This is a genomic window from Aquipuribacter hungaricus, assembly GCF_037860755.1.
Lineage (GTDB): Bacteria > Actinomycetota > Actinomycetes > Actinomycetales > JBBAYJ01 > Aquipuribacter > Aquipuribacter hungaricus.
In genome coordinates this window covers 80,121-95,467 of record NZ_JBBEOI010000002.1, presented here as the reverse complement: position 1 = coordinate 95,467, position 15,347 = coordinate 80,121, and the positions used below count along the sequence as shown (strand labels likewise).

Annotated in this window: 15 protein-coding genes; all 15 read right to left on the bottom strand. The window is 73.5% G+C overall.

Features of this window, described 5'->3' with window-relative positions; translation table 11 throughout:
• Positions 1 to 26: 26 nt before the first annotated feature.
• Positions 27 to 1,592: a hypothetical protein gene (locus tag WCS02_RS01285; RefSeq protein ID WP_340288552.1), complete on the bottom strand. Its 1,566-nt coding sequence runs from the start codon at positions 1,590 to 1,592 to the stop codon at positions 27 to 29.
• Entirely contained in the window at positions 1,579 to 2,577 is a 999-nt protein-coding gene (locus tag WCS02_RS01280) for a hypothetical protein (protein WP_340288549.1), read from the bottom strand. Before WCS02_RS01280 ends, WCS02_RS01285 begins: the two co-directional genes overlap by 14 nt.
• Entirely contained in the window at positions 2,574 to 2,945 is a 372-nt protein-coding gene (locus WCS02_RS01275) for a hypothetical protein (RefSeq protein WP_340288546.1), read from the bottom strand. Before WCS02_RS01275 ends, WCS02_RS01280 begins: the two co-directional genes overlap by 4 nt.
• Positions 2,942 to 4,006: a hypothetical protein gene (locus WCS02_RS01270; RefSeq protein ID WP_340288543.1), complete on the bottom strand. Its 1,065-nt coding sequence runs from the start codon at positions 4,004 to 4,006 to the stop codon at positions 2,942 to 2,944. Before WCS02_RS01270 ends, WCS02_RS01275 begins: the two co-directional genes overlap by 4 nt.
• Complete coding sequence (locus WCS02_RS01265) at positions 4,003 to 4,233, bottom strand: hypothetical protein (protein ID WP_340288540.1); 231 nt, start codon at positions 4,231 to 4,233, stop codon at positions 4,003 to 4,005. Before WCS02_RS01265 ends, WCS02_RS01270 begins: the two co-directional genes overlap by 4 nt.
• A gap of 104 nt (positions 4,234 to 4,337) precedes the next feature.
• Complete coding sequence (locus tag WCS02_RS01260) at positions 4,338 to 5,162, bottom strand: hypothetical protein (RefSeq protein ID WP_340288537.1); 825 nt, start codon at positions 5,160 to 5,162, stop codon at positions 4,338 to 4,340.
• Between the two features lie 246 nt (positions 5,163 to 5,408).
• Positions 5,409 to 8,696, bottom strand: a complete 3,288-nt coding sequence (locus tag WCS02_RS01255; protein WP_340288534.1) for a hypothetical protein — start codon at positions 8,694 to 8,696, stop codon at positions 5,409 to 5,411.
• A gap of 569 nt (positions 8,697 to 9,265) precedes the next feature.
• Positions 9,266 to 9,664 (bottom strand): pilus assembly protein TadG-related protein, encoded by a 399-nt coding sequence (locus WCS02_RS01250; protein WP_340288531.1) that lies wholly within the window; start codon positions 9,662 to 9,664, stop codon positions 9,266 to 9,268.
• Between the two features lie 164 nt (positions 9,665 to 9,828).
• Entirely contained in the window at positions 9,829 to 10,302 is a 474-nt protein-coding gene (locus WCS02_RS01245; protein ID WP_340288528.1) for a TadE/TadG family type IV pilus assembly protein, read from the bottom strand.
• On the bottom strand, positions 10,299 to 10,739 hold the full coding sequence (locus tag WCS02_RS01240; protein ID WP_340288525.1) for a TadE family protein: 441 nt from the start codon (positions 10,737 to 10,739) through the stop codon (positions 10,299 to 10,301). The genes WCS02_RS01245 and WCS02_RS01240 overlap by 4 nt, the downstream gene beginning before the upstream one ends.
• 85 nt (positions 10,740 to 10,824) lie before the next feature.
• Entirely contained in the window at positions 10,825 to 11,124 is a 300-nt protein-coding gene (locus WCS02_RS01235) for a hypothetical protein (RefSeq protein WP_340288522.1), read from the bottom strand.
• An 83-nt stretch (positions 11,125 to 11,207) separates the two neighbouring features.
• On the bottom strand, positions 11,208 to 12,119 hold the full coding sequence (locus WCS02_RS01230) for a type II secretion system F family protein (RefSeq protein WP_340288519.1): 912 nt from the start codon (positions 12,117 to 12,119) through the stop codon (positions 11,208 to 11,210).
• Positions 12,116 to 12,910: a type II secretion system F family protein gene (locus tag WCS02_RS01225; protein WP_340288516.1), complete on the bottom strand. Its 795-nt coding sequence runs from the start codon at positions 12,908 to 12,910 to the stop codon at positions 12,116 to 12,118. Before WCS02_RS01225 ends, WCS02_RS01230 begins: the two co-directional genes overlap by 4 nt.
• A gap of 101 nt (positions 12,911 to 13,011) precedes the next feature.
• Positions 13,012 to 14,490: a TadA family conjugal transfer-associated ATPase gene (locus WCS02_RS01220; protein ID WP_340288514.1), complete on the bottom strand. Its 1,479-nt coding sequence runs from the start codon at positions 14,488 to 14,490 to the stop codon at positions 13,012 to 13,014.
• The gene (locus tag WCS02_RS01215; RefSeq protein ID WP_340288511.1) at positions 14,487 to 15,329 is read right to left on the bottom strand and encodes a MinD/ParA family ATP-binding protein; all 843 of its coding nucleotides are present in this window, start codon (positions 15,327 to 15,329) and stop codon (positions 14,487 to 14,489) included. The genes WCS02_RS01220 and WCS02_RS01215 overlap by 4 nt, the downstream gene beginning before the upstream one ends.
• Between the last annotated feature and the right edge of the window lie 18 nt (positions 15,330 to 15,347).

Below are 15,347 nucleotides of genomic sequence, written 5' to 3'. Positions count from 1 at the left end.
AGCCGGGCTGGACCGCCGGTCACGTCTCAGACGGGGACGATGGGCACGGCCGCCGCCGCCCCCCCGGCACCTGCACCGGCCCCGGCACCTGCACCTGCACCTGCACCTGCACTTCCGGCGACGGTTCCGCCGGCGCTGCTGGGCCCTGCGGGCGCCGGTGCGGCGGGTACGGGCGGAGCCTGGGCCGGCGGTGTGGACGCTGAGGACCGTGCGGGTGCGCTGGCCGGGCTCCCTGCAGCGGGGGCGCCGCCCGAGCCGCCGGTGCCGTCGACGTCCGGGGAGCTGGTCGGGTCGCCGCCTTGGTTGCCTCGGCTGCCTCCGCGACCAGGTCCTCGGTCGGTCGAGGTGCCACCGCTACCGGTTCGGTTGCTATGGGGTCGCTCCCCGGGGTCAGGGAAATAGTTGGAGCTGCCGACACCCATCTGGCTGGCGGCGTCGGCACCGACCGCGGCGCCAGCGGTCCCGGCTCGCTGCATCAGGCCTAGCCCGGAGGCGGCCGCGGTTCCTAGGGCCCCACCCGCACTGCTGAGCCAGCCACGCTCGGCCTGGCCGAAGCGGGCGCTGGTCACGTCCTCCCCCGCGGACTCCCCGGAGGAACGGCCGCCGTCCGAGGCCTGCACCGAGGCCCCACCTCCGGAGCCCGCACCGACGCCGCTGGAGGACCCGCCGCCCAGCAGGCCCTGCACGCCCCCGGATACGGCCAGCCCTCGACGCAGCGCCGCACCGGAGGAGGTGCCCGGGTCGACGAAGGCGAGCAGCTTGAACAGCGCCAGCGGGGAGAAGCAGGCGATGAGGATGAGCAGCACTCCAGGGATGGCGGTACCGATCGCGGCCATGGTCCCGTCCGCCAGGCCGTTGGCGACGCCGGTGGTGGCCTGCACGCCGGCCCCGAGGACCAGGACCATGAGGACGGGGCTCAGGGCAGCAGCGTGGGTCCAGCGCAGGCTCTTCCAGAACCACGCCCGTCCGGCGTCGGACAGCAGGCCGGCAGCGGCGATCGGCGCGGTGGCAGCGAGCACCATGAGCGCGCCGGCACGGGTGAGCATAACCAGCAGGTGACCGAGCGCGGCCAAGCACAGCAGCAACCCCAACAACCCCAGGACGGTGGCGACGGTGCCGTCGACGACGTCCTGCAGGGCGATGTCCTCGAACGGCTTCCACGCCGACCATGACGTCACGTCCAGCAGGGCCTGCATCAGGGCGCGGGTGAGACCGCCGCAGGCGGCGACCAGGGCCACGATGTAGCTCAGCCACCCGCCCCAGACCACGGCGAACTGAGCGAAGCCGATGCCTACCCGGGCGAGGCTCTGCCCGTCGCGGCGGGCGGCGGTGACACCCAGCTGGAGCATGCCCATGAGCAGCACCAGCGCACCCGCCAGCCAGAGCGTCGTCCGGTACAGCTCCGCGCCGGGCCCGTCTGCCCGCAGGTCGGGGGTGACGAAGGCGTCCATCAGGTACAGCACCATCCGGAGCACCCACAGCCCCGCGTTCCACATCGCCAGCATGGCGACCGTCCAGGCGTCGGTCACGATCTTCCCGGCCGTGCCCGCGAGCACCCCGAACGGGTCGAACCACTCCTCAAGCACCGTCATCGCCCCCGGAGCCGCCATCCAGCCACGGAGCGCCGGGACCTGTGGACGGCGGGAGGACGTTGTCGTCCCCTCGTCCGGTGGTGGTCTCGGGGTCCGCCTGCACCCAGGTGCGCCAGCCGGCGTCGAGGCTGCGTTGGCTGCCGGGCCAGGTGGACGGGGCGCGGGCGGGCGCGGGGCCGGGGTCGATGACCCATCGCCCCTCGTGCCACTGCATCCGCTCGCAGTGCCCGAACCCGAGGCGGGCTTCGGTGACGATGACGGCGCGGACCTCCAGCAGCACGCACGCCAGGACCCATTCCGACCCGTCGACGCCCTTGACCTGGGCGGCGGCCGGGGTAACGGTGACGGTCGTGGTCAGGTCCTTCTCCGGCCCCATCTGCGCGGTGCCGAGGAACGACTGGACATGGCGGGTGATCTCCCAGCCCGCCAGCTCTGCGGCACCGACGGCGGCGTGGTCCTCGGCTGCCGCGGTGCCTGTCGGGTCGGTGCCGGTCCCGGGATCGGTGCCGGGATCGAGGACCCACTGCTGGTGGATCTGCTCGGTCAGCGGGATCGACATCGCCTGGAACACGGACGTCTCGATCGCGGCGAGCTGGGCGACGGCCCCTTCTGGTGTGCGGGGGAAGCCCGAGGGGACGTCCGCCGGTCCGACGGTCGTAGCCGGCGGGATGACGAGGACCGGTCCGACGGTGGCAGCGGGCACGGCCGGCTGGGCGTCACCGGGGGCGACCGCGAGCATCGGTGCGGCCGCGATCCGGTCCCGGCGGGCCTGGGTGTCGTCGGTGCGGCCGTGCGCTCCGGACGCGGTGGCTGTGGCTGTGGCTGTGGACGTACCGCCCGCCACGGCCAGGTAGACGGTGTAGCCGAGCCCGGCCGCCAGCAGGACGGCGGTGACGGCGACCGCGGTGAGGACACCGAGCAGCCGCTGCCGGCTCCAGGTCTCGGTGTCCCCGGCGCGGGTGGCGGTCACGCCGAGACGGCTCATGCGACCGGGACAGTCACGAGCCCGGGCAGGGTCGCAGCCACGCAGCCGTCGCCCATGAACCCGTCCACCATTCCGGGCAGGACCAGGTAGCCGATGCCCGCGGCGAACATGACGACGATGCTGACGACGCCGGCCTTGCTGGCGTGGGGCATGGAGAAGATGCGCCCGGCGACGATGGCGCCGATCCCGATGATCACGCCGACGCTGAACATGATCAGGACGCCCCATAGGACGTAGCCCATGATCTCGTCGATGTACTGCTGGGCGTTGCCAGGGGCGACAGGGCACACCGCCGCCAGCACCTGGGTCGCTGTGGAGTCCGTGGAGAGGGCGAGCAGGTCGGTGACGGTGGGCAGGTGGCGGGTCATGGCGTGACTCCTTGGGTAGGGGTGGTGGGGGGCAGCAGCCGGGCGGCCGCCCGCAGCAGGGCCGTCGGGAACGGGGCGGGGCTGAGCCCGAGGACCGCCAGCCCGCGGTCGTGGGGGACCTCGCCGAGCCGGCCGGCCTCGTCCAGGGCGCGGGTGTGCGGGCCGAGACCGTGCGCGACTGCGCGGGGCCAGCGGCGCCGGCGAGGCCCGATGACGGCGGCGTGGACGGTGCGGCCAAGGTCGGCGAGCAGGTCCAGCTGGACCTCCAGGCGCCGCAGCCCTGGCACGGTCGCCGTGGTGACCAGGAGGAGGTCCTCCTGGGTCGTCACCTCGTCTCGGAGCCAGGAGGGCCGGGCCAGGACGTGCTGCAGGTCCCAGCCGACGTCCAGGACGGTCAGTCCACCCCCGCCCGGGGGCATGACGCTGGGCACGGCGGTAAGTGCGAGGTCGGACCTGGACGTTGCCGGGCCGGCGGTGAGGCCGGCGGTGGGGAACGGGGAGGGGAGAGGCACCCCGTCCGCGGCGTCCACGTCGTCCGCGATCCGCTCGAGCAGCAGGTCCCCTCGCTGCCCCCGCAGCCAGCCCGACGGGTCCCGGCCGAGCTCGGAGGCGCTGGCCGCAGCTACCCCGGAGGCGGCGGGAGGGCTGCACTCCACCACCCGGACCGCGGTGCCCGATGGGGTTCCGGTGGCGCCCCCCAGGGCGGCGGTCGCGACCGCGACGGCCACGGTGGACGCCCCGCAGGCTCCGGTGCAGCCGAGCACCGGTAGTACCCGCTCGCCGACCGCCTTCTCCCACGTCCCGGGCCAGCCGTTCGCGGTCTGGCCCGTCGGGTCGTCCTGGGCTCGGGTGTCCGACCAGATCGTCACCGGGTCTCCCGCCCACGGGGCGTCGGTCCCTGCGCGGTAGGCGCCCGCCTGTACCGCTGCCCAGGCACGCCTCAGCTCCGGCACCGACACCGCCGGCCGGTGCGGACGACCGGCAGGTCCCGGTAGACCCTGGCCCGGCGTTGCGAACGCGGTGGTGGGGTTGGTGGCGGTGGTGGCGGTGGTGGCGTTCATGCGGTGTCCGCGCGCAGCAGCGCCTGCCGGTACCGCAGGCCGGCGCGCAGCTGGGTGGGGGTGAGGCGGCCGAGTTCGGCTTTCGCCTGCTGCACGTCCCGCAGCAGGCTCACGCAGCCATCGAGCTGCCCGATCGCCTCGCCCTCGCGGCCGACGATCTCGAAGAGCCGTGCCACCTCCGCCGTGGCCCGCTCGTCCGCACGCTCGTCCATGTCGATCACCTCCACCGCCCTCAAGGCACGCGGGCGGGTCCGGCGGTCACCGTCTGGGCCGCCGGCGGAGCGGCCGACCAGGTGGCCGGCGGGGCGGCCGGCGAGGGGGTCGGCGCTGGTCATGCGGCGTCGCTGTAGCGGCCGTCACGGCAGGCCTGCGCGAGGGCCTGGACGCTGCGTCGGGTGCGTCGGCGCACCGTCACCGGTGACACACCCCAGCCGCGGGCGACCTCCTCGCTCAACGCGTTGGACATCAGACCTTCGCCACCGCGGCGGCGGCGGCCTACCGGGTTCCGGGCCGCGGCCTCCATCAGGCTCAGCAGCAGGTCGCGGTCCTCGCTGCTGATGACGTCCCTTGTGCACGCCCACCGCAGGACGTCCACCAGCTCGTCCGCCGCGGCCGCCTCCGGCTCGAAGCAGCTGGGGTCGTTCATGCCGGCCCAGAACGCAGCGGAGGGGTCGACCGGGCAGGTCGCGGACCAGGTGCGGTCGACGGGCCGCCCCAGCGGGCGGTCGTCGCACTGGCGGAGCACCCCGACGCGGGTGTTGGCGCGGATGTTTGCCGCGACCTTGCGCAGCCGCTGCCAGGGAAACGTCCGGACCTCAACCCAGAGCTGGGCGGCGACGGCTTCGTCGACGGACGGGGTGAGGCCGCGGAGCTCGTTGGCCACGGACACCGCGGCCGGCAGCAGGCTCCAGCACAAGGTGGTGGCCGCGGCGGGGTCGTTCCCGCCGTCCACGGCCGCCAGGGACGCCAGGGCGTGCAGGACGTCGTCGGCCTGGGCGCGGTCTGCGGCCAGCGTCCACGCGGGTACCTGCAGCGGGCCGGGCAGGCCGGCCAGGCGGGGGTCCTCCTGGGCCCAGTCCGGCCACCGACGCTGCGCCTGGTGCATCAGGTCGCTGGTGTCCGGATCGTCCAGACCGAGGTGTTCGGCGACGCTCATGGGGCTCCTCCCGCCACGTGGATGTGGCGGCAAGGTGCCGAGCAGACGTCCCCGGTTTCGTCCCCCCGGCCCCGTCACGGACGGGGGGACGCAGGGGGGACGCGGGGGGGACGCAGGGGGGGACGTCACGGGGGGACAGGTGTCGTCGCAGGTCAGGCCACGTCCCCCAACTCGTCGGGTCCCGCGACGAGAGGGTTGGCGCAACCCCCGGTGGTCGGGTGGCGGGGCGGGCGGGTACCGGCCTTGTCAGCTGGCGCGGGTGCCGCGTGACAGCCAGCCGTGGCGGTCGATGATCTGCTGGCTCCGTTCGGGCAGTTCGTCGGGCGGGCCGCCGTCGTCGCTGCGGTTGCACACCTGCCCCCGGACGATCTGCTCCGCGGCCTCCGGATGCCCTCCGGCTGCGGCGACCGCGGCCAGGTCCAGGCGCGGGATCTCCTCGTACGGCGCCGCCGTGGCGGCGAGCTCCGCGGTGGCCCGGGCGGCGGGCAGGTCGCCGACCTGCAGCAGGTGGGTGGCTACCAGGTGCGCGACGTCGACGACCGCGCACAGCATGTGCTGGTCGAGCCGGTCTCCCTCGACCAGCCAGCTCCAGCCGCCCGGGCGCTGCTTGTCGAACGGCGGCCCGCTGACCAGGCTGAGCGCGGTGCGGAGGTCGGCGATACCGGCCGCGCCGCGGGTTTCGCCCCGCAGCCGCAGACGCCGGAACAGGTCGGCGTCCACGAGGAGGTCCTCCACCTGGTAGACCCCGACGCCGCGGAGCCGGCCGGCTGCTGACAGCCGGGCGTCGGGCAGGTGAGGGTTTCTGGTCCGTGGGTTCGTGCCGAGCCAGTCCCGGACCACCCGGACGTAGTCGCGAGTCTTCGTCGCCGTGATACCGAAGGCGTCTGCGACCTCTTCGGGCGTGGCCCCGTGGGGGCGGGTGGCCAGGAACGCGAGGAGCTCGGTCCAGTACGGCTTGCGCTTGGTGACCGGCGTACCCCGGGTGCGGGCACCGATCGGGCCCAGCAGCGTGAGGCGGGGAAGCTCGCAGGTGTCGGAGAACCAGGCGTCCACGTCGGCGTCCAGGCCAGGGTCGGCCTCAGCGACGGCATGACGGACCTGGACCGAGACCTGCGGGGCCAAGGCGTCCAGGTCCTGCGGCGTGGTGGCCGCCACGACGAGGTACTCCTCGTCCCGCATGGGCAGCAGCGACTGCGGCTGGAGGACGCCGGCGGGCCGACCCTTCTCCTCGTCCGGGCCGATGCCCGCGACTTCGGTTTCAGGGTCGTGATTGTGGTCGGCCGCAACGTCGTCGCCGAGGTGCTGGGAGCGGCGTGCCGGCGTGTCGGGGCCGGGGCGGGCCGCCGAGGCGGCCCCCGCTCCCATCGTCCGGTCCACGAGGTCAGGGGTGTCGTGCCTCGGAAGGGTGTGCTCGTCCCTGATGGAGCCGGCGTCATCGGCCCAGGAACGCCAACCGTCGGCGGCGCCGCCGTCTGCGGCGGTGGTGGGCATGGGCGTGTCGAGACCCCCGACCGCGTAGAGGGCAGCACAGCCGTGGGCTTCCTGGCTCGACAGGCCTACCGCGGTGAGCTGGGAGCCCACCACAGGAAGGACCAGCCGGCCGGAGGCGCCTACCCGAACCACCACGGCACTGCCGGACCAGCCCTTCGCCGGGCGGACCGAATGTCGCACGCCGCTCACGTCCCGCGACGCCGCATCCCCAAGCTCTGCGTCCCCCGGTTCTGCATCCCCCGGTTCTGCATCCCCCGGCTCCGCGTTGTCGGCCCCTCCCGCCTCGAGCAGGACGACGCTGGTCCCCGTCCTGCCCGGGTGCGCCTGCAGCAACGCCGTGAGTTCGTCCAGTGCAGGCGTGCGGCGGCTGGCGTCGATGAGGAGGACTCGGGCCGGCCAGCTGTCGTCCCCGGCCTGCCGGGCGCGGGCCTCCGGCACGTCCAGCCCGAGGGCGGCGCCGCGGTCGATGGTCGCCACGGCACCGGCGAACAGGTCACCGGCGAACAGGTCACCGGCGACCCGGTCAGCGGCGACCCGGTCACCTGTGGTGTCGCCGTTGTCGTGGATGCGCAGCCGGTCCGGGTTCATCGCGCTCAGTTCTTCCCCCACCCCCACGCACTCCACTCGCACCCCGTCCGACCAGAGGCTGCACGCGAGCTCGGCCGCCATGTACCGGACGAGGGCGAAGGCGCGGTCGGTGTCGCCGACGACGCGCACCGCACCCAGACCCTCCAGGTTCAGCAGCCACGTGGCCCCGGTCTCATCGGCTCCCACCGTGACCAGGACGGGGAAGGGGGCGGGCTGGTCGACCTCCAGCGGACCGACCTCGGTGGCGTCGGCCGTCGGGGGGATCAGCCACCGCAGCCCGTCGGTGCTGCCGCTCCAGGGGGCAGGTAGCACGGTCGGTCTGCTCAGGTGCAGGACGATGCCGGCCTCGTCGAGCGCGACCGCGGCCACCGCGGGCAACGGCTCACCGGACATGCCGCAGGCCGTTCCCAGTCGCCGGAGGATCTCGTCCAGCCTCGCCACGACCTCCACCGCAGGTTCGCTGAGGAGGACGCTCCGCTCGGTCGGGAACAGGGCAGGCCCGGGAAGTGTGAGAGCGCGACCCGGGCGGCGGGCGCGGGCCTGCCCACGGCGCCGCTGCCGCAGCAGCAGCAGCATGCCGGCCGCGAGGACGGTCCCCGCCCCGGACAGCCCTGTGACCAGCCAGGCCGGGTCTACGTCTTTAGAGACGGCATCGGCGTCATCCTCGGCGTCGTCGCCTGCTTCGACGACCGGCCCGACCTCGAGGGTCCCGGCTGCTGGGGTCGTACGCCCCGCCTCGTTCCGGTCATCAGCTCGCCCGCTCCGCTCGACGGCGCCCTGGCCTGTCCCGGGCAGGGCCGCGTCGCCGACGGCCGGGAGACCCCCGCGATCCCCTGCGGGGCCTTGTGCCTCAGGTAGGGCAACGTCGGGAGCGGACGGCAGGTCCTTGAGCACCGGCGCCGGCGTCGGTGCGGGTGCAGGCGCGACGGGGTTGTTGGTGGTCTCGGTGACGGCGGGGACAGGGATCACCCACCCCGGGCGGATGACGTCCGGGTCTGTCAGCTCCTGGCCGTCGGGCTGTGGCACCCCCGACGCGGCGGCGGCGAGCTCGGGAAAACGGTTCCCGTCTCCCAGCTCGCTCTCGGCGATCTCCCACAGGGACTCCCCTGCTGTGACGACGTGCTGTCCCGGCGGGGCGGGCGACCCGGGAGATACGTCGGTCGTGTCGGTGCCGGTGCCCATGGTGGTGGGAGTCCAGGCCGGCAGGTGCGCCGCATCGGCGGGCATCCGCAGTTGCCACCCGGGCTTGATGATGTCGGGGTCGCTCAGGGCCGAACCGTCCGGCTGCGGGAGGGCGACGTTCAGGTCGTAGATCTCGGCCCAGCGGGCGCCGTCACCGAGCTCGTCCTCCGCGATGCGCCACAGGCAGTCGTAGCGGCCTGCCGCCGGCGCTTTGACCAGGTACGCCCTGGTGGCGGCCGCGGTGACGCCGTCGACCGCTCCGGGGTCCGGCACCGAAATCGTCGTGTCACTGCGCCCGACGTGCCCGGGCAGCACGTCGACCGGCCCGGCGGGCAGAGTTCTCTGCGTCGGTCCGGACTCGTCGGGCCCTGTCGCGGCTGGCCCTTTCACGGTGAGAGCCGGTGCGCCGGGCGCCGTCATCGCCTGCTCCGCAGCCGAGGCTGCCATCGCTGTAGCCGCTGTGGGACCGGCTGTCAGTGGCGCTGCGGCACCCACAAGGAGCAGGGCCACTACCAGGTTTCGGGCGAGGTCCTGGCTGGGTCCCCACAGGGGTAGCCGGAACTGAGGGCGGCCGCGGCGCGCGGTCGCGTTGACCAGTTCGACCAGGACGCTGACGGTGAAGTGCGCCCAAGCCAGCCACGCGACGACGGTGAGGACGGCGAGGACGGCGCTGCCCGGCAAGGGCCGGGTCGCCAGCCCGGTCAGCCCGGTGAGCTCTGGCATGTTGCTCGGCAGAGGCCAGCCCACCAGCACGCCCAGGAGGGCCGGGACACCCAGTACCGCGGTTGACAGGACTGCCCCAGCCACGACCTGACGTGCACGGTCCTGGCCGGTGACCGTCCTCACGGGAGGCTCACCTCCCGCGTGTCACCGATCGCGGGTCTGGCACCGACGGTGGCGGACACCACCTGCGTCCCCACGCCGACGGCGCCGAGGATGACGGGGCGGTAGGTGATCGTCACCGTGACGTCCACCTGCCCTTCCGGACCCACGGTGGCGGCACACGAGGCGTCCGGACGGTACTGCCCGATCCAGGTGCACGCCGCCTGAGCGGCGCCCGGAGCAACGACCCTGACCGCTCCCTGCTCGCGGAACCCTTCGACGTCCATCCGGTCCACGGCGGCCCGGGCGCCCTCCGAGGCCAGCCCGATCACCTCCTGGCGGGCGGTGATCGCCCGTCCACCGTCCACGACCAACCCCGTCCCGAACACCAGCGCGGGGACCATGAGGATCGTCCACACGGTCGCCGAGCCCCGGTCACCCCCACCGACGCGGGAAGCCGCACCCTCCGGCGTCGGGCCAGGCGGGCGTCGTCGGGGCCCCACCGAGCCGGTCCTGGTCGGAGAAGCGTTGGACGGGGTCAAGGTGGACGGGGTCTTGGTGGACGGGGTCATGCTGGACGGGGTCATGGCTGGGACCTGTACTGCTCGACCGGGCTGGCGGCGGTCGCCGTCAGCGTCTTCGTGGCGGGCAGGCCAGGCAGGCCGAGGTCGCCCAGGCGCGCTCGGCAGGTCACGGTGACCTCGACCAGACCTCCGGGGGTGAAGCGAGTGACGTCGACGAGCACCTCGGGCCCAGAGCCGCAGGTGACGGACTCCTGCGACAGGGCCACGTCGGCGGCCGTCTCGGCCCGCGACAGGGCCGCCGGCACGCTCCGGGCCAGGGAGGCGGCGCGAGCCCCGTCACGGGCAGCACCGGTGACCTGTAGGCGCGCCTGCTCCACCCGCCCTGCTGCGACCACGAGCAGCAGGGCCACGACGATCACCGGCACGATCAGGAGCACCTCCGCGGTGGAGAAGCCGGCATCGCCATGGCCCCGGGCACGCCGATCACGACTCTGCTCACGACGCTGGCGGCGTGGGGTGCGGCGGCCGGTCACGGGGCACCCACGAAGCGTTCGACGCTGCTGCTGGCCACGCCTGTCACCTTCAGGTCGACCCCCGGGACCATAGACAGCCCGACCGCAGTGACGGTCGCCGTCGCGACGTCGCTGCCCCGCACGACGGTGACCGCCCCCAGCTGCACGGCGTCGCTGTCGCCGAGCAGACGACCCGCCGCCGACTCACCCAGGGAGGTGGCCTGGGCGGGCGTGAGGTCGGCTGCCGCAGCTGCGTGGGCGGCCTCCTGCGCCGCCGCTGTCACCAGCTGGCGCTCGTGCATCCAGAGCCCCACCTGCACCGTGCCCAGGGTGAGCACGACCACCAGCGGGGTCAGCCCGATGAGCTCGACGACGCTGGAGCCGGTGTCCCTGGCATCACCGGGGCGCCGGCGTGACCGTCCGAGCCGCCGTGAGCGGCGCATCGTGCGTTCCGTCATGGGTGCTCCTCGACCGGTAGGGACGTCGGCAGGTGGCGCGGCTCTGCCCGGGTGGGTGGTGGGGCTCGAGGTTCTGGGCCGTCTGTCAGGGGGTCGTCAGGTCCAGCTCGTTGGCCTTGGTGGTGAACTTGGTGATCACGATGCCGCCGATGGCGATCGCGGCACCGATGACCAGCGTCGTGATCAATAGCCACTCAACGATGGAGGCGCCTTCGTCGTGCATCTGTGCCATGCGACGGGTCCGGGCATTCAGCCCCGCCAGGAGGGTGGGGAGGAGCAGGGTCATCGCGACGGCCAGGGTCATCGCGACGGCCAGGGTCATCGCGACGGCCAGGGCCGGGCCCCGCTGGGTGGTGTCGGTCGTCGTCCGGGTGGGGGTGCGCATGGTGTTTTCCTCTCGTCGGGTGCTTGTCGAGCGGGTGCGTGGTGGGTGTTGCGGTTCCGGGTGTCCGTAGGGGTCTGAGCGGCTCAGAGGCTGATGACGACCGCGAGGGCCGGGTAGCCGACGAGGACCATGTAGGCGGCGGCGAGCAGGATCTGTCCGAGGACGAGGGTCTGGCTGCGGGCGTTGGCGTGGCCGTGCAGCTCGATGCGCTGCCGCTCGCGCAGCGCCTCGGCCTTGGAGCGCAGGGTGGCCTCTGTCTGGACACCGGTGGCCTCGACGAGGCCGAGCTGGGACGCGAGCTCTGTGAGCTCGGGGACGGCGATCTCCTCACCGAGGTGGCCCAGGCCGGCCGCCGGCGATTCGCCGGACAGGCGGGCGCTGCTGAGGGCGTCCCGCAGCCGACGCCACCCGTACCCGGAGCCGACGTGGGAGGCGTCGCGCAAGGCCTCCGCGACCGCGGAGCCGCTGGCGACACGCATCGACACCAGCTCCAGGTAGGACGTGAGGGTGCTGATGAACGTGCGGCGCAACCGCGCTGCACGGTTGCGGACCCGCAGGTTCGGCACCATCACGGCTGCGGTGGCGGCGAAGACGCCAACCCACCCGGCGGCCAGCCACGGCAGGCCAAGCACGGTGGCCGCACCTAGCAGAGGCAGAGGGGTCAGCACCAGCACGCTGATCCCCAGCAGTGCCTGCCGGGCTGCGTGAGTCTGCGGGTCTACCCCGAGCAGGTCGAGGTCGGCGCGCACCGAGGCGTCGGTCACCCGATCCGCAAGCGATCCGACGTGCCGCCGCAGGAGACCCTCGAAGGCACCGACCCGGCCTGACAGCCCAGTTACCGCAACCGGCTGGGACCCCCCGATGGGACCACCGGAGGCTCCGGCGTTCTCGACACGGCGCAACTGTGCGGTGAGGCCCGGTCGGAACCTGGCCCAGCTCAGCAGCAGCAGCAGACCTGCGCCGAACAGGGCACCGGCGGTGGCAGCGGCGATCACCGAGCACCACCACCCACGGGCTGACTGCGTGCGGGTTGGCTGCGTTCGATCGGGCTGCCGATGAGAAACCGGTCCGGTGTGGCGTACCGCGACAGGCTGCGGATCACGGTGAGACCAGCGCCGAGCAAGCCCACGACCAGGACCAAGACCGCCTGCCCGGTGGGGGTGGCGTAGGGGGCGGCGTAGTCCCGGGCGAACACCGCCATGAGGACCATCACCGCGACGGTGGCAACGAGGATCACGCTGACGGCCCGGCGGGTGGAACGGCGGTCGGACTCCACCGTGCGGCGGGTCTCGACCTCCCGTCGGGTCGCGGCGGCCAGCCCTGTCAGGGCCGTCTTCAGCTCGCGGCCCTGGACGCGGTAGTTCAAGACCAGCGCAGCGATGGCCTGGTCGGCGATCGGGTCGTCCAGGTCGTCCGCGAGCCGTCGGAGCACCGCCTCGACAGGCTCGCGGGCCGCCATCCTGGCCGTCATCTCCTGCAGGGGACCGGCGATGGCGGGATGTGCCCGGGCCGAGGCCGCCGGCAGCGCCTCGGGCAGACCTCGGCTGGTGGCCACCGCGTCGCGCAGGGCCTCCACCCATGAGGCCAGCGCCTCCAGGCGCGCGATGATCACACGCTGCTCAGCTGCGGCACCGAACATCGCCGGCCAGACGATCACAGCGACACCGGACGCGGCAGCGACGGGCACCCACCGGGTCGCCACCAGCACCACCAGCCCGACTCCGACGCCGATCGCGACGCGGAGCCCGGCCGGCCCCGACAGGAACACCTTGAGCCGGAGCAGCATCCCCGGCTCAGCGGTGGAACGTGCCGGCGCGGGGACCGCCAGCAACCACAAGCCGGTGCCGCACCCGGCTCCGGCGAGAACCGCAGCCACCAGCTGCCAGCTCACCAGATCCCCCCCGCCCGGTGCTCGACCTGACCATCGACCTGACCATCGACACGGCCATCGACACGGCCACGACCGTCACCGCGTTGCTCGCTGCGGTCGTCGCCGAGGGATTCGTCTTCGCGGTAGTCGTCCAGATGGTCGACCGTGTCCTCCCAGCCGCACGCACGCAGCGCAGCGGTCCGCTCCGGGGACACCGCAGCGGCCGGGACGGCCCGGCGGCTGCCGGGCGGTGCGCGGAAGATCTCGCTGGTGACCACCTGCTGGCCGTCGAAGGGGCCGACCTCCACGATCGAGGACACGTAGTGCGCGATGCGCCCGTCAGGTAGGTCCTCCCGGTGCATGTGCACCACGAAGTCGACCGCGGCCGCAGTCAGGGACAGGGCCGCGACCCGGTCCATGCCGACGCGGGAGGCGTACAGCGCGATCCGCGCAGGGACCTCACGGGCGGAGCGGGTGTGGATGGTGGTGAAGCCGCCGTCGTTGCCCTGCGTCATCGCCTCGAGCATGTCGACGATCTCCGGGCCCATCACCTCCCCGACGATGAGACGGTCGGGGTTGATCCGCCGGGAGGTCTCCACCGCGTCGGCCAGGGTGATCGCACCGCGACCCTCGGCGTTGGGCTTGCGCTCCTCCAGCGCGATGCAGTCCGGGTGGGCCACCGGGTCCCGGTCAAGGCCGAGCTCGGGGAAGTGCTCGACGGTGACGATCCGCTCCTGCGGAGGGATCTCGCTCGCCATGGCCCGCAGCAGGACCGTCTTCCCGGAACGGGTCTGCCCGCTGATGATCACGTTCATCCGGGCGGCCACCATGGCCTGCAGCAGCACCTGCTGGCGGTGGTCGAAGTCGCCCTTGGCGCGCAGGTCGTCCAGCGTGAAGTCGGTCCAGCGGGCCAGCCGGATGGACACGATCGGGCGTGGGGAGCAGCCGAGGGCACCCACCAGGCGTGACCCGTCGGGCAGGGCCATCTCGATCTTCCAGTTCGTGACATCCCAGGGCTTGGAGGACGTGCCGCTGTAGGTGGCCGCGTTGCGGACCCACTCCACGAGCTCCTCGTCCGAGTTCGCGACCGGCGCCCCCGCCCGCTTCGTCCCGTCGACCGACGTCAGCCAGACGGAGTCGTGACCGTTGATGTTGATCTCCGAGAGGTCCTGGTCCTCGAGCAGGTTCTGCAGCCGGCCCAGGCCGAACAGCGCAGCGAACGCCGCGGCGAGGACCGCGTCGTCCTCGGTCTCCGCGGGAAGGGGCACCCCGGCATCGACCTGCTCCGTGCGACGCTGCGACAGAGCTCGGATCAGCAGGGACCTGCCGAGTCGTCGTTCGTCGTCGCGGGTCAGCTCCTGTTCTCCCGCATCGAGGCGACGACGCCGCTCCTCGGCCATCTGCATGACCACGACGCCACGCAGGCGGCCCACCAGTCCGTGGTCCACGACCGGGGTCTCCCCGCTGTCGGCCAGGGCACGCTCGGCGAGGTTCACGACCGCACCTGCGTGGTTGCGGTGAGGGACTGAGCGCGGGCCGCGAGGGTCGCGGCCGCGGAGCGAGCAGTCAAGAGCAGCGGGGAGCGGTCCAGACCGCGCCCGCTCGGCGACAGCCCGGCCAGGGCGGCCGCGGCGCGCGGGTCGTGGGCCAGCACCCCCACGACGGGGACGTCCTGCAGGCCAGGCGTCCCGTCGAGGACTTCACCGACCTCCCGCTGCTGCACCTTCCGGCTGCCGGGGCTGCGCGGGTCGTCCACGACCAGCACCGCCAACCGGTCCAGACCCGACCCCGCCCTCGGGGCGTCGTTCAGCACCCGGGCGGCTACGCCCAGGCCGTGGCGGGCGTGAGCCACCCCTGACACGGTCGGCCGGGTCACCAAAACCACCAGATCAGCGCGCTGCAGCACCGCCGCAGCGGGGGACGACCTGGACAGCAGCCGCCCGCAGTCGGCGACGACGTCGACCTCGCCCGCCACCCCGGTCCCGGCGGTCTCGTCCGGGTCGGTCACGCCGGCGAGCAGGTCGGCGATGGTGCCCCAGGCGCCGCCCATGGCCTCTGCCTGCTCCGGCGCCTGGGGGCCAACGAGCACGGACAGGCCACCGTCCAGCCGCTGCACGTGATCCCACACCCGCCGGTGGCCCCCGGCCACCCCACGGCTGGACGTGGCCAGCGACACCATCCCGACGCCCTGCACCAGGGGTCCGCTGGTCCCGTTGACCCGCCACGGCAGGTCCGCCCCGGCGGGGTCGCACTCGGCCAGCAGCACCGGTCGAGGCCATCCGAGCGCCAGCACCAGGCACGAGGTGGTCACCCCCGGTGCCCCCTTGTCAGCCATCACCGCGATCAGCACGAC

Coding starts and splice junctions, on each gene's coding strand:
- WCS02_RS01285 (WP_340288552.1), bottom strand. CDS start 1,592: ATGACGGTGCTTGAGGAGTGGTTCGACCCGTTCGGGGTGCTCGCGGGC.
- WCS02_RS01280 (WP_340288549.1), bottom strand. CDS start 2,577: ATGAGCCGTCTCGGCGTGACCGCCACCCGCGCCGGGGACACCGAGACC.
- WCS02_RS01275 (WP_340288546.1), bottom strand. CDS start 2,945: ATGACCCGCCACCTGCCCACCGTCACCGACCTGCTCGCCCTCTCCACG.
- WCS02_RS01270 (WP_340288543.1), bottom strand. CDS start 4,006: ATGAACGCCACCACCGCCACCACCGCCACCAACCCCACCACCGCGTTC.
- WCS02_RS01260 (WP_340288537.1), bottom strand. CDS start 5,162: ATGAGCGTCGCCGAACACCTCGGTCTGGACGATCCGGACACCAGCGAC.
- WCS02_RS01240 (WP_340288525.1), bottom strand. CDS start 10,739: ATGACGGAACGCACGATGCGCCGCTCACGGCGGCTCGGACGGTCACGC.
- WCS02_RS01235 (WP_340288522.1), bottom strand. CDS start 11,124: ATGCGCACCCCCACCCGGACGACGACCGACACCACCCAGCGGGGCCCG.
- WCS02_RS01225 (WP_340288516.1), bottom strand. CDS start 12,910: ATGCTGCTCCGGCTCAAGGTGTTCCTGTCGGGGCCGGCCGGGCTCCGC.
- WCS02_RS01215 (WP_340288511.1), bottom strand. CDS start 15,329: ATGGCTGACAAGGGGGCACCGGGGGTGACCACCTCGTGCCTGGTGCTG.